14 protein-coding genes and 1 other annotated feature are annotated in these 12,731 nt (G+C 46.3%); all 14 genes read left to right on the top strand.

The window, feature by feature from the left end; translation table 11 throughout:
• Positions 1–63: 63 nt before the first annotated feature.
• The 14 genes from rsmD (at position 64) to trpA (ending at position 12,708) form a co-directional block, all read left to right on the top strand.
• A complete protein-coding gene (gene rsmD / locus O3627_RS04300; RefSeq protein ID WP_002921994.1) occupies positions 64–612 on the top strand; it encodes a 16S rRNA (guanine(966)-N(2))-methyltransferase RsmD in 549 nt (182 codons plus the stop codon).
• Positions 602–1,096 carry a pantetheine-phosphate adenylyltransferase gene (coaD, locus tag O3627_RS04295; RefSeq protein ID WP_002921993.1) on the top strand — a complete coding sequence of 165 codons (495 nt, stop codon included), beginning with the start codon at positions 602–604 and terminating at the stop codon, positions 1,094–1,096. Before rsmD ends, coaD begins: the two co-directional genes overlap by 11 nt.
• A complete protein-coding gene (locus tag O3627_RS04290) occupies positions 1,083–2,126 on the top strand; it encodes a SepM family pheromone-processing serine protease (RefSeq protein WP_011836629.1) in 1,044 nt (347 codons plus the stop codon). The genes coaD and O3627_RS04290 overlap by 14 nt, the downstream gene beginning before the upstream one ends.
• Before the next feature lie 181 nt (positions 2,127–2,307).
• Positions 2,308–2,889 (top strand): YutD-like domain-containing protein, encoded by a 582-nt coding sequence (locus tag O3627_RS04285; protein WP_011836630.1) that lies wholly within the window; start codon positions 2,308–2,310, stop codon positions 2,887–2,889.
• On the top strand, positions 2,886–3,974 hold the full coding sequence (rlmN, locus tag O3627_RS04280; RefSeq protein WP_002911938.1) for a 23S rRNA (adenine(2503)-C(2))-methyltransferase RlmN: 1,089 nt from the start codon (positions 2,886–2,888) through the stop codon (positions 3,972–3,974). Before O3627_RS04285 ends, rlmN begins: the two co-directional genes overlap by 4 nt.
• On the top strand, positions 3,961–4,500 hold the full coding sequence (locus tag O3627_RS04275) for a VanZ family protein (RefSeq protein ID WP_011836631.1): 540 nt from the start codon (positions 3,961–3,963) through the stop codon (positions 4,498–4,500). The genes rlmN and O3627_RS04275 overlap by 14 nt, the downstream gene beginning before the upstream one ends.
• Positions 4,501–4,570: 70 nt before the next feature.
• Positions 4,571–4,804: a binding site (T-box leader), on the top strand.
• Between the two features lie 61 nt (positions 4,805–4,865).
• The gene (gene trpB, locus O3627_RS04270; RefSeq protein ID WP_011836632.1) at positions 4,866–6,047 is read left to right on the top strand and encodes a tryptophan synthase subunit beta; all 1,182 of its coding nucleotides are present in this window, start codon (positions 4,866–4,868) and stop codon (positions 6,045–6,047) included.
• Positions 6,048–6,451: 404 nt separating this feature from the next.
• On the top strand, positions 6,452–7,810 hold the full coding sequence (trpE, locus tag O3627_RS04265) for an anthranilate synthase component I (protein WP_125350937.1): 1,359 nt from the start codon (positions 6,452–6,454) through the stop codon (positions 7,808–7,810).
• Positions 7,807–8,370 carry an aminodeoxychorismate/anthranilate synthase component II gene (locus O3627_RS04260; RefSeq protein WP_125350936.1) on the top strand — a complete coding sequence of 188 codons (564 nt, stop codon included), beginning with the start codon at positions 7,807–7,809 and terminating at the stop codon, positions 8,368–8,370. The genes trpE and O3627_RS04260 overlap by 4 nt, the downstream gene beginning before the upstream one ends.
• A gap of 10 nt (positions 8,371–8,380) precedes the next feature.
• Positions 8,381–9,385, top strand: a complete 1,005-nt coding sequence (trpD, locus tag O3627_RS04255) for an anthranilate phosphoribosyltransferase (RefSeq protein WP_002911946.1) — start codon at positions 8,381–8,383, stop codon at positions 9,383–9,385.
• Complete coding sequence (gene trpC, locus O3627_RS04250) at positions 9,382–10,149, top strand: indole-3-glycerol phosphate synthase TrpC (RefSeq protein WP_049547439.1); 768 nt, start codon at positions 9,382–9,384, stop codon at positions 10,147–10,149. Before trpD ends, trpC begins: the two co-directional genes overlap by 4 nt.
• Complete coding sequence (locus tag O3627_RS04245) at positions 10,136–10,723, top strand: phosphoribosylanthranilate isomerase (protein ID WP_125381895.1); 588 nt, start codon at positions 10,136–10,138, stop codon at positions 10,721–10,723. Before trpC ends, O3627_RS04245 begins: the two co-directional genes overlap by 14 nt.
• Complete coding sequence (gene trpB, locus O3627_RS04240) at positions 10,713–11,936, top strand: tryptophan synthase subunit beta (protein ID WP_011836637.1); 1,224 nt, start codon at positions 10,713–10,715, stop codon at positions 11,934–11,936. Before O3627_RS04245 ends, trpB (O3627_RS04240) begins: the two co-directional genes overlap by 11 nt.
• A complete protein-coding gene (gene trpA, locus O3627_RS04235; protein WP_011836638.1) occupies positions 11,929–12,708 on the top strand; it encodes a tryptophan synthase subunit alpha in 780 nt (259 codons plus the stop codon). Before trpB (O3627_RS04240) ends, trpA begins: the two co-directional genes overlap by 8 nt.
• Positions 12,709–12,731 lie beyond the last annotated feature (23 nt).

The following is a 12,731-nucleotide window of genomic DNA, read 5'->3' as shown; positions in this document are numbered from 1 at the left end:
GTGCTTCTGTTTTTAATCTGTCAAGTTTTCAAAAAATTGGCCTCTTGTAAGATGTGTGTTATAATGTTTTTTATGAGAGTTGTTGCAGGTAAATATGGGGGTAGGCCCCTCAAGACTTTGGACGGCAAAACGACTAGGCCTACGACTGATAAGGTCAAGGGGGCGATTTTTAATATGATTGGTCCCTATTTTGACGGCGGTCGGGTGCTGGATTTTTATGCTGGGAGCGGGGGTTTGGCCATTGAAGCTATTTCGCGAGGCATGGAGGAAGCTGTCTTAGTCGAAAAGGATCGCAGAGCTCAGGCTATTATTTCAGAGAATATTCAGATGACCAAGGAGCCGGAACGTTTTGACTTGCTCAAGATGGAGTCTGGCCGAGCCTTGGAAATGTTGACAGGGTCTTTTGACTTGGTTCTCTTGGACCCGCCTTATGCCAAGGAGCAGATTGTGGAGGACCTTGAGAAGCTAGAGGAGCGCCAGCTCTTGGGTCAAGATGTCCTGGTAGTCTGTGAGACAGACAAGGAAGTGGAATTGCCGGAAGAAATTGCAGGGCTAGGCATTTGGAAGCAGAAGATATATGGAATTTCAAAGGTGACGGTGTATGTCAGATAAGATAGGATTATTCACAGGGTCTTTTGACCCGATGACCAAGGGCCATGTGGACCTGATTGAGCGGGCCAGCAGGCTTTTTGACAAGCTCTATGTAGGGATTTTCTATAATCGGGAAAAGTCTGGCTTTTTCACAATTGAAGCCAGAGAACGGATAGTCAAAGAAGCTCTGCAACATTTGCGAAATGTCGAGGTCATCACTTCTCAGAATGAGCTAGCAGTGACAGTGGCCAGAAGACTAGGAACCCAAGCCTTTGTGCGCGGTCTCCGTAACAGTCAAGATCTAGACTATGAAGCCAATATGAACTTTTTCAATCAGGAATTGGCAGGAGAAATGGAGACGATTTTCTTGCTCAGCAAACCAGTCTATCAGCATATCAGTTCATCACGTATTCGTGAGCTGATTGCTTTTCAGCAGGATATCGCGGCCTATGTGCCCCAAAGTGTAATCAAAGAATTAGAAAGAATCAACGATGAAAAGAATTAAGAAGTATCTATGGCCGACGGTCATTGGCGTCACTATTGCCTTTTTTATAGCAGCTTTTTGGGTTCGTCTGCCTTATTATATAGAAGTTCCTGGTGGTGCCGAGGATGTTCGGCAGGTCTTGCTGGTTGATAATAAGGCCGACAAGGAAGCGGGTTCCTACAACTTTGTGACGGTCGGAGTAGAGCAGGCAACCTTTGCTCATCTGGTCTATGCTTGGCTGACCCCTTTTACAGATATTTATTCCGCCAAGGATATGACAGGGGGATCCACGGATGAGGAGTTCAATCGGATCAACCAGTTTTACATGGAAACATCACAAAATATGGCTAAATATCAAGGGTTGACGACAGCTGGTAAAGAGATCAAAATGGACTATCTGGGAGTTTATGTCCTACAGGTGGCTGATAACTCAACCTTCAAGGGAGTTCTCAATATTGCTGATACGGTAACTGGTGTCAATGATAAGACATTTGAAAGCTCTGAGGAACTGGTCAAGTATGTCAACTCGCAGAAGCTTGGGGATAAAATCAAGGTGACTTTCCAAGAAGATGGTCAGGAGAAATCGGCAACCGGTAAGGTCATCAAGTTGGAGAACGGTAAGAACGGGATTGGGATTAGTCTGATAGACCGGACGGAAGTCAGCAGCAGTATTCCGATTACATTTTCAACTGAGGGTATCGGCGGTCCCAGTGCTGGTCTCATGTTCAGCCTCGCCATTTATACCCAGTTGGCTGATCCGACTCTTCGTGATGGCCGCGATATTGCAGGGACCGGCAGCATCAGCCGTGAAGGCGAAGTTGGCGAAATCGGCGGAATCGATAAGAAAGTCGTTTCAGCGGCCCAAAGCGGAGCAGACATCTTCTTTGCACCGAACAATGAACTGACAGAGGAAGAGAAAAAGCTTTCTCCTAATGGGAAAAACAACTACCAAACGGCTCTGGAGACAGCCAAGAAGATTAAAACGGATATGAAAATTGTTCCAGTTAAAACGCTGCAGGACGCCATTGACTATCTGAAAAAGAACAAGTAAGATCTTAGCTTTTGCTAAGATTTTTCTTGTGAGACAGACAAAATCAGCTGGCCTTTTCTACTTTAAATCGTCTGACTTTTTTCAGAAAGGTATTTTTGATGAAAAGTCCGCGAAATACTGGCTGATTTATGATAAAATAAGGTGTTGTAGATAAACTATCCAAGATTGTTAAAGGAAGAGTATGCGTAAAGATATTTCACCTGAATTGTATAATTATAATAAATTCCCAGGACCGGAGTTTAAACAGATTGACAGCAAGATTGTTGCAGAAAAATTCGAGTTTGAATTGATTGAGAACTATAAGGAAGGCTTTGACTTGACGGCCTTTCATCAGCGTTTTTCAGAAATTCTCACCAAGTTTGACTATATTGTTGGTGACTGGGGCAATGAGCAGCTGCGCCTGCGCGGTTTTTACAAGGACGAGCGGGCTAATGAAAGCGATGAGAAGATTAGCCGCTTAGAAGACTATTTGCTGGAGTACTGCAGCTATGGCTGTGCTTATTTTGTCTTGGAAAATCCAAATCCTCAGCGTGCTTCCTTTGATAAAAAATCGCATGGCAAGAAAGAGACAGAAGGTCGGTCAAAACGTTCTCGCAATAGCCGTTCTGGGAGCAACCGCAATCGCAGAAGTGAGCGAGACCGAGACAGCCGCTCTAAAAGAGACAATAAACGCTCTCGCAACAATTCCCAGCAAGATAGGCAGAAAAAGCCAAAAGACAGCAATCGCCATTTTGTGATTCGCCAGAATAAAGGAGAAAAATGAAACCATCTATTTATAGCTTAACGCGCCAGGAAATGATTGAATGGGCGGAAGCTCAGGGAGAAAAGAAATTCCGTGCTGCCCAGATTTGGGAGTGGCTCTACCGCAAGCGGGTCCAGTCTTTTGAAGAGATGACCAATCTGTCCAAGGACTTGATTGCCAAGCTAAATGATCAGTTTGTCGTCAATCCGCTTAAACAGCGCATTGTTCAGGAGTCAGCTGATGGTACGGTCAAGTACCTCTTTGAGCTGCCGGACGGTATGCTGATTGAGACGGTACTCATGCGCCAGCACTATGGACTTTCTGTCTGTGTGACTACCCAAGTTGGCTGCAATATCGGCTGCACCTTCTGTGCCTCTGGCTTAATAAAAAAGCAACGCGACCTCAATAACGGTGAGATTGTAGCTCAGATTATGCTGGTTCAGAAGTATTTTGACGAGCGTGGTCAGGATGAGCGGGTCAGCCATATCGTGGTTATGGGAATCGGCGAGCCATTTGATAACTATGACAATGTGCTCAAGTTTGTCCGGACGGTCAATGATGATAAAGGTTTGGCTATTGGTGCCCGCCATATCACAGTTTCGACCTCAGGCCTGGCTCATAAGATCCGTGACTTTGCCAATGAAGGTGTGCAGGTCAATCTAGCTGTATCCCTCCATGCCCCGAATAATGACCTGCGGACCAGCATCATGCGGATTAACCGGTCTTTCCCTATCGAAAAGCTTTTTGCAGCTATCGAATACTATATTGAGACGACCAACCGCCGAGTGACCTTTGAGTATATCATGCTCAATGAAGTCAATGACGGTGTAGAGCAGGCCAAGGAACTGGCTGAGCTGCTCAAGAACATTAAGAAGCTATCTTATGTCAATCTCATTCCTTACAACCCCGTTAGCGAGCACGACCAATACAGCCGCAGTCCCAAAGAGCGCGTGATGGCTTTCTATGATACCCTCAAGAAAAACGGAGTCAACTGCGTGGTTCGTCAGGAACATGGTACAGATATTGATGCAGCCTGCGGTCAGCTGCGTTCTAATACTATGAAGCGTGATCGCGAGAAAGCATTGGTAGAAAATGTTCAGCCTTAAGAACTATCTGACTTCAGACGGTGAGCTAACAGCCAAAGGGCGGAAATTGCTGGTAGGGGGAAGCTGGCTCTATTTCTTGATGCTTTGCATTCTGTGCTTTATTCCTCAGGTTCCAGAGCCAGGAATGGAAACTCCTGGAATCCAGTATTTTGGCCGAATAGTAGTTTTGTTAATCCCTTTTAATTCCTTTGTCAATATTGGCGAGATTACTTCTTGGATCCAGCTGGTCAAGGTCTTTATCCAAAATCTAGCCAATATCTTCTTGCTGTCGCCCTTAATCTTTCAATTGCTTTGCCTCTTTCCGAAATTGCGGAAGACCAAGAAGATTGTATGGCTGAGCTTTGGGATGAGTCTGTCTATCGAAGTGACTCAGATTCTGCTGGACCTTCTTATCAATGCCAATCGAGTCTTTGAGATTGATGATCTCTGGACCAATACTTTGGGTGGTTATCTGGCTTGGCGGGCTTTTCAGCTTGGTCAAAAAAATTGGAAAAATCGCCAAGGCGACGCTTTCAAGACAGATTAGTGAAGAAAAAGTTCGGGTTTAGAAGAAAAAATTAAATTTTTTCTTGACAAGAAAAAGGGAAAGGCCTATAATAAAATAAATCATCAGAAAAGTAATAATTTTTCTACTTTCAGGGAGCCTGTGGTTGGTGGAAACAGGTAGTGGGGGATTATGAAGTGGGCTGATGTAAAAAATGAATTTGAAGCAATAAAAATTCGGTGAGCACACCTTACAGTGCAACTTGTTGTTAGACAAGACAGAGATATGGAGGCAGTCTATACTTTGCTCCATAATTGAGGTGGCACCGCGATTATACGCCCTCACACAGATTTTTTCTGTGTGTGGGCTTTTGTTTTGCTTGAAAATAAAGAAATGAGGCAATTAATATGACAGAAACTAAAGGATATTTTGGACAATTTGGCGGCTCCTTTGTACCAGAGCCTATCCAGGCCTTGCTGGATGAATTGGAAGCGACTTTTGAGAAGTATAAGGATGATCCAGAATTTTTAAATGAATACCGGCATTATTTGACGGATTATTCAGGTCGGGAGACTCCGCTCTACTATGCAGAAAGTCTGACCCAGCACCTGGGCGGAGCTAAGATTTATCTGAAGCGGGAAGATCTCAATCATCTGGGCTCTCACAAGCTCAATAATGTTTTGGGGCAGATTTTACTAGCTAAGCGCATGGGCAAGACTCGAGTCATTGCTGAAACTGGAGCTGGTCAGCATGGTGTGGCAACTGCAGCAGCCGCAGCTAAGTTTGGTATGAAGTGCGATGTTTACATGGGGGCAGAGGATGTAGAGCGCCAGCGCCTTAATGTCTTCCGCATGGAAATGATGGGAGCGACTGTTCATGCAGTGGAAACAGGCACCAAAACCCTCAAGGATGCAGTTGATGCAGCCTTTGGAGCTTGGATGAGTGATTTGGAAGCCTTCTATGTCTTGGGCTCAGCTGTCGGTCCTCACCCCTATCCAACGATTGTCCATGAGTTCCAAAAGGTGATTAGTGAAGAATCTCGCCGGCAGATTTTGGACAAGGAAGGCCGCTTGCCAGACTATGTCATTGCCTGTGTAGGCGGTGGCTCCAATGCTATCGGCGCTTTCTCTCAGTATGTGGCGGATGAAGAAGTCAAGCTGGTTGGTGTTGAAGCGGCTGGACGGGGTCTTGATACAGACCAGCATGCAGCGACCATGACCAAGGGAAGCGTCGGAGTAGTGGACGGTATGAAGACCTACGCTGTCTTTGCTGAAGATGGGCAGATAGCGCCGGTTTACTCGATTTCAGCAGGCTTGGACTATCCTGGAGTTGGTCCTGAACATGCTTTCTTTAAAGATTCCGGCCGAGTAGAATACGTGGCAGCGACAGATGATGAAGCTGTGGACGCTTTGCTTCTCTTGACGCAAAAGGAAGGAATTTTGCCAGCAATCGAAAGCTCTCATGCCATTGCTGAAGCCATCAAGCGAGCTCCAAAATTGTCATCTGATCAAATCATCATTATCAATGTATCTGGTCGTGGAGACAAGGATGTGGCAGCCATTGCCGACTATCTAGAAAAACGAAAATAAAATACCCAGCAGAAGAGTAGTAACATCCCTCCTTTCAGAGAGTCTGTGGTTGCTGAGAACAGGCAGGAGAAGTTATGAAATGGGCTGTTGGAGTCAACATTTTGTCCTTTAGTTGAACTTTTATTATTTTGTTAGCTTACTTTGCTGTAAAATAGTATGCTGCCTTCTGCTAAAAGGAATCTAAATGACTGTAAATAAGTAAATGAGATGTGGAGCCTAAAAACTCCATAACTGAGGTGGCACCGCGATGATACGCCCTCACAGGATGAACTGTGCGGGCGTTTTTCTGTAGTTTTGGAGCAAGTTATGACCGTGGACAGGTGCTATCTGTTCTTGTGAAATGCAGTTATGGCTTGCAGCTTGCTCCTCCTTAAACGCTTCTGATTTAAATAGAAAGAAACATTATGCAAAAGATTTTACCAGCTGATATTTTATCGCCGATTCTGGCTTATATGCGGATTCAGGGCGACCACAAGGTGATTTTGGAAAGTATTCCAAGAGATAGCGAGACAGCTCGCTTTTCTATCCTAGCTTATAACCCAGTCTTTGAAGTTCGCTATGAAAATGGCCGTTTAACAAAGAATGGGCAAGTTATCGAGGCAGATCCATTGGACTATCTGCATGAGTTGGCAGTAAAAAAAGCTCATCATTCAGACCTGCCTTTTGGAGGCGGAGCCATCGGTTTTGTCGGCTACGATATGATTTCCCTCTATGAGGAGATTGGCCAGATTCCAGCTGATGTGATTGGGACGCCGGATATGCACTTTTTCGTCTATGAGAGTTACATGGTTTTTGACCATAAAAAAGACAAGGTCTATATCCTTGAGGAGGCGCTCTACAGTAATAGAAGCGAAGCTGATTTGGCTGCTAGTCTGGAGCATATCATGGCTGAGCTAGCGCAGCCTGCGGCAGATGAATTTTCACCACTGGAACTGTCCAGTTTGAATTTCCAGAGTCACATTGAGCAGACAGCTTTTGAAAAAATGGTGGAAGAAGCGCGTAGCTTGATTCGGAGGGGAGATATGTTCCAATGTGTGCTCAGTCAGCGTTTTTCAGCAGAGTATTCTGGTAGGCCGCTGGATTACTATCGCAATCTGCGTGTGACCAATCCTTCCAACTATCTCTACTTTTATGACTTCGGAGATTATCAGATTATCGGAGCCAGCCCAGAGAGTCTAGTCTCTGTCAAGCAGGGTCAGGTTACGACCAATCCTATTGCTGGAACCAGACCGCGTGGGAAGGATGAAAGAGAAGATAAAGCCTTGGCAGAGGAGTTGCTGGCTGACGAGAAGGAAGTGGCGGAACACCGCATGTTAGTTGATTTGGGGCGTAATGATATTGGTAAAATTGCTCAGAATAACAGCGTGGAAGTCACTAAGTACATGGAGGTAGAGTATTTCCGCTATGTCATGCACCTGACCAGTGTGGTCCGTGGTCAGCTTCTGCCTCAACTGACAGCTATGGATGCGCTCAAGTCAACCCTGCCAGCTGGTACCGTCTCGGGCGCGCCTAAGATTCGAGCCATGAAACGGATTTATGAGCTGGAGCAGGAAAAGCGTGGCGTTTATGCGGGGGCTATCGGCTATCTGTCTGCGACAGGGGATATGGATTTTGCCATTGCTATACGCACTATGGTTTTGAAAAATAGCAGAGCTTACGTTCAAGCTGGAGCGGGTATTGTTTATGATTCAATCCCTACTAATGAATACCAAGAAACCATCAATAAGGCCAAATCAATGACCAAGATAGGAGAGATGCAATGATTTTATTAATTGATAATTATGATTCTTTTACTTACAATCTAGCCCAGTATATCGGCAATTTCGCAGAAGTTAAAGTCTTGCGAAATGATGATGCAGGCCTTTATCAAGCGGCAGAAGAAGCGGATGCTTTGGTTCTGTCTCCAGGCCCAGGCTGGCCGGCAGATGCAGGACGGATGGAAGAGCTTATCCGCGATTTTACTGGTAAAAAGCCGATATTGGGGATTTGCTTGGGACACCAAGCCATTGCAGAAGTATTTGGTGGAAAGCTAGGTTTGGCTCCCAAAGTCATGCACGGCAAGCAAAGTATTCTGCGCTTTGAGGGAAAATCTCCTATCTATCAAGGGATAGAGGATGGACAGCCGGTCATGCGCTATCATTCGATTTTGGTTGAAGAGATGCCGGAGAACTTTGAAGTGACGGCTCGGGCGGCTGATGATAACTCGATCATGGCTATCCAGCACAAGAGCCTGCCTATCTATGGTTTTCAGTATCATCCAGAAAGTATTGGCACACCGGACGGCTTGTCGTCTATCAAGAATTTTATCGACTTAGTAAAGTAAAGGAGGATGTATGAAAGAAATTATTGCAAAACTAGCTGATTTTAAGGATTTAAGCAGCGCTGAGATGACAGATGTGATTGAGCGTATTGTCACCGGACGGGTGACAGAGTCCCAAATTGTAGCTTTCTTGCTGGGGCTTAAGATGAAGGGGGAGACGATTGAGGAACGAACTGCTTTGGCTCAGGTAATGCGAGGCCACGCTAAGCAGATTCCGACCACTATTCGCACTGCCATGGACAATTGCGGTACCGGTGGAGACAAGTCTTTCAGCTTCAATATTTCGACTACGGCAGCTTTTGTACTGGCAGGTGGCGGGATTAAGATGGCTAAGCACGGCAATCGCTCCATTTCTTCTAAGTCAGGCTCAGCTGATGTCTTAGAAGCTCTGGGTATCAATCTAGACTTGGATGCTGCTAGCTTGGGCAAGGTTTTTGAGCAGACAGGTATCGTCTTTCTCTTTGCAAAGAATATGCATCCCGCTATGAAATACATCATGCCAGCACGTCTTAGCTTAGGCATTCCCACTATCATGAATCTAACTGGTCCGCTCATCCATCCCATGAGTCTAGAAACTCAGCTTTTGGGGACCAGCCGGCCAGATATGCTAGAGAGCACAGCAGAAGTTTTGAAAAATATGGGCCGCAAGCGTGCAGTAGTCGTGTCGGGGCCAGATGGTCTAGACGAGGCAGGTCTTCATGGCCGAACCCAGTACGCTCTGCTGGCAGATGGGCAAATCAGCCTGCACAGCTTTCTGCCATCAGATATTGGCATGGAAGAAATATCTCTTGAAGTGATTCGTGGAGGCAATGCCAAGGAAAATGCAGAAATTCTGCTATCTGTCCTGCAAAATCAAGCCAGCCCCTATCTAGAAACGACAGTGCTGAATGCGGGATTGGGCTTCTATGCTAATGGGAAATCAGACAGCATAGAAGAAGGAATAGCTTTGGCCCGCCAAGTGATCGCTAGTGGCGTAGCCTATGAAAAACTCAAGCAACTACAGGAGTATCAGAAATGAGCAAAGCATTTCTCCCAACCATTCTAAAGCAAAAAGAGCAGGAAGTCGCAGCTATGTCCTATGAAGAACTGCAGCCCCTGCGCTCGACCTATTCCCTCTATGAGTATCTCAAAAACCACCCTCAAGAGCTGCAGCTGATTGCTGAAGTCAAAAAAGCCAGTCCAAGTCTGGGAGATATTAATCTCGGTGTGGATATTGTGGAGCAGGCTCGCACCTATGAACGATGCGGTGCAGCCATGATTTCGGTCCTGACAGATGAGATTTTCTTCAAAGGACATCTGGATTACCTGAGAGAGATTTCCAGTCAAGTGACCATTCCGACCCTCAATAAGGACTTTATTATTGATGAAAAGCAGATTGTTCGCGCTCGTAATGCAGGAGCGACAGTTATTCTTCTGATTGTGGCTGCCTTGTCTGAAAAGCGGCTACAAGAACTCTATGATTTTGCGACAGGTTTAGGCTTGGAAGTTCTGGTCGAAACCCATAATCTGGTGGAGCTGGAAATTGCCCATAGAATAGGAGCTCGGATTATCGGTGTCAATAACCGCAATCTAGTCACTTTTGAGACAGATATCAATACAAGTCTTCAGCTATCTGCCCATTTCAAAGATGACAGGGTTTACGTGTCTGAGTCCGCTATTTTCAGCAAGGAAGATGCTGAGCTGGTAGGTCCTTATTTCAATGCGATTTTAGTTGGAACAGCCCTGATGCAGGCTGAGAATGTGGCAGAAAAAATCAAGGAGCTGAAAATTGACAAAGGTTAAGATTTGCGGCTTATCAACGGCTAGCGCTGTGGAAACGGCATGCCAGGCTGGTGCAGATTATATTGGATTTGTCTTTGCTGAGAGCCGTCGGAGGGTCAGTTTGGAGCAAGCTCAGGAGCTAGCTGCCTTGGTGCCGCCTGCTGTCCGAAAGGTAGGAGTTTTCGTCTCTCCGAGCTTGGCAGAGCTACAGGGAGCTATTTCAGTGGCAAATCTGGATTTGGTGCAGATTCATGGCGATTTTGATGAAGAGCTCCTGACTCAGGTTGGCTGGCCGGTTATTCGAGCTTATCAGGTCAAGGGTGCGTTAAAAGGAGTCAGCCAACAAGCGGACTACCTGCTCTTTGATGCACCACTTGCTGGTAGTGGTCAGACCTTTGACTGGCAAGCTTTTGATAAAGGTCAAATCCATCAGCCCTTCTTTATCGCCGGTGGTTTGAATGCAGGAAATGTTCGAGAAGCTATTCAGCACTTCGCTCCTTACGCAGTTGATGTCTCAAGCGGTGTTGAGACTGACGGCCAGAAGGACTTAGAAAAGATAACAGAATTTATAGAAAGAGTGAAAGATGGCATATAATCAACCCAATCAAGAAGGATTTTACGGTGAGTTTGGTGGGCGCTTTGTTCCCGAAACGCTGATGACAGCAGTTTTGGAGCTAGACAAAGCCTACCGTGAGAGTAAAAAAGACCCAGCCTTTCAGGCTGAGCTGGACGAGTTGCTAAAGCAGTATGTAGGGCGAGAAAATCCTCTCTATTTTGCTAAAAATCTGACAGCCTATGCTGGCGGTGCTAAGATTTATCTGAAGCGGGAAGACCTCAACCATACCGGGGCACATAAAATCAATAATGCCCTAGGTCAGGTCCTATTAGCCAAGCGAATGGGCAAGAAGAAAATTATTGCGGAGACTGGTGCGGGTCAGCACGGGGTAGCCACAGCCACAGCTGCAGCCCTTTTCAACATGGACTGTACCATTTACATGGGCGAAGAAGATGTCAAGCGCCAAGCCCTCAATGTCTTTCGGATGGAACTTCTTGGAGCCAAGGTGGAGTCTGTGACCGATGGCTCTCGAGTCCTCAAAGATGCGGTCAATGCAGCTTTACGAGCTTGGGTGGCTCAGGTCGATGATACTCACTATATTATGGGGTCGGCCTTGGGACCCCATCCCTTCCCAGAGATTGTCCGCGACTATCAGAGTGTGATTGGTCGTGAGGCTAAGCGCCAGTTTGCTGAGCAAAATGCAGGTGCCCTGCCAGATGCTTTAGTCGCCTGCGTTGGCGGTGGTTCCAATGCTATTGGGCTCTTTTATCCCTTTGTAGATGATAGTACAGTGGCTATGTATGGAACAGAAGCAGCTGGGCGGGGCGTGGATACAGATGAACACGCTGCGACCTTAACCAAGGGCCGGCCGGGTGTTTTGCACGGTGCCTTGATGGATGTCTTGCAGGATGAGCAAGGACAGATTCTGGAAGCTTTCTCTATCTCTGCCGGGCTGGACTATCCGGGCATCGGTCCTGAACATTCTCATTTTAATGCTATCCAGCGCGCCACTTATGTGCCAGTCACGGATGAAGAAGCCTTGGAAGCCTTCCAGCTTTTGTCTCGTATTGAAGGGATTATCCCTGCTCTAGAGTCTAGCCACGCTATTGCTTACGCAGTTAAGCTGGCTAAGGAGTTGGGACCAGATAAATCAATGATTGTCTGCCTATCCGGCCGTGGTGACAAGGATGTCGTTCAGGTAAAGGAACGCTTGGAAAGAGAAACGGCTCAAAAAGGAGGTGCCCATGACTAAAACACTCACTCAGCATTTAGAAACCATCAAAAGAGAAGGCAAGGGAATTTTCCTTCCTTATATTATGGCTGGTGATCACGAGAAAGGTTTAGCCGGATTACCAGAAACTATCGCATTTTTGGAAAACTTGGGTGTGTCAGCCATTGAAATCGGCCTGCCATTTTCAGACCCTGTTGCAGATGGGCCGGTTATTGAAGAAGCCGGTCTGAGAAGTCTGGGTCACCATACTTCGGCCAAGTCTTTAATCGCAAGCTTGCAGAAGTTGGACACTCAGCTGCCTCTCATCATCATGACCTACTTCAATCCTATCTTCCAGTACGGTCTCAAAGATTTTATCAAGGATTTGGCTAGGACGCCGGTTAAGGGATTGATTATTCCGGATCTGCCCTACGAGCATAGGGACTTTATCCTGCCTCTGCTGGAAGATTCAGATATCGCTCTAGTTCCTTTAGTGAGCCTTACGACTGGACTAGAACGTCAGCAGGAGCTAATTAAGGAGGCAGAAGGTTTTATCTACGCTGTAGCCATCAACGGTGTAACGGGTAAGAGCGGAAGCTACCGCAATGATTTGGACCAGCATTTGAGCAAGCTCCATGATATTGCTGAGATTCCAGTGCTGACAGGTTTTGGCGTTTCAACTTTAGAGGATGTTGATCGCTTCAATCAAGTCTCAGACGGAGTCATTGTCGGATCTAAGATTGTCAAAGCTCTTCATGAAAAGGACGCCAGTATAGCGGCCTTTATCCAAGAAGCAGCAGCTTATAAGAAATAATCACCACCACACCAAACAAAAGA

It is taken from the genome of Streptococcus sp. 27098_8_82, from assembly GCF_041431615.1.
Lineage (GTDB): Bacteria > Bacillota > Bacilli > Lactobacillales > Streptococcaceae > Streptococcus > Streptococcus sanguinis_K.
This window is presented reverse-complemented; position numbering and strand designations above follow the sequence as displayed.

What these genes read in the sequence shown, in the direction of transcription:
- rsmD (WP_002921994.1), top strand. Translation starts at nt 64, where the DNA reads ATGTTTTTTATGAGAGTTGTTGCAGGTAAATATGGGGGTAGGCCCCTC.
- coaD (WP_002921993.1), top strand. Translation starts at nt 602, where the DNA reads ATGTCAGATAAGATAGGATTATTCACAGGGTCTTTTGACCCGATGACC.
- O3627_RS04290 (WP_011836629.1), top strand. Translation starts at nt 1,083, where the DNA reads ATGAAAAGAATTAAGAAGTATCTATGGCCGACGGTCATTGGCGTCACT.
- O3627_RS04285 (WP_011836630.1), top strand. Translation starts at nt 2,308, where the DNA reads ATGCGTAAAGATATTTCACCTGAATTGTATAATTATAATAAATTCCCA.
- rlmN (WP_002911938.1), top strand. Translation starts at nt 2,886, where the DNA reads ATGAAACCATCTATTTATAGCTTAACGCGCCAGGAAATGATTGAATGG.
- O3627_RS04275 (WP_011836631.1), top strand. Translation starts at nt 3,961, where the DNA reads ATGTTCAGCCTTAAGAACTATCTGACTTCAGACGGTGAGCTAACAGCC.
- trpB (WP_011836632.1), top strand. Translation starts at nt 4,866, where the DNA reads ATGACAGAAACTAAAGGATATTTTGGACAATTTGGCGGCTCCTTTGTA.
- trpE (WP_125350937.1), top strand. Translation starts at nt 6,452, where the DNA reads ATGCAAAAGATTTTACCAGCTGATATTTTATCGCCGATTCTGGCTTAT.
- O3627_RS04260 (WP_125350936.1), top strand. Translation starts at nt 7,807, where the DNA reads ATGATTTTATTAATTGATAATTATGATTCTTTTACTTACAATCTAGCC.
- trpD (WP_002911946.1), top strand. Translation starts at nt 8,381, where the DNA reads ATGAAAGAAATTATTGCAAAACTAGCTGATTTTAAGGATTTAAGCAGC.
- trpC (WP_049547439.1), top strand. Translation starts at nt 9,382, where the DNA reads ATGAGCAAAGCATTTCTCCCAACCATTCTAAAGCAAAAAGAGCAGGAA.
- trpB (WP_011836637.1), top strand. Translation starts at nt 10,713, where the DNA reads ATGGCATATAATCAACCCAATCAAGAAGGATTTTACGGTGAGTTTGGT.
- trpA (WP_011836638.1), top strand. Translation starts at nt 11,929, where the DNA reads ATGACTAAAACACTCACTCAGCATTTAGAAACCATCAAAAGAGAAGGC.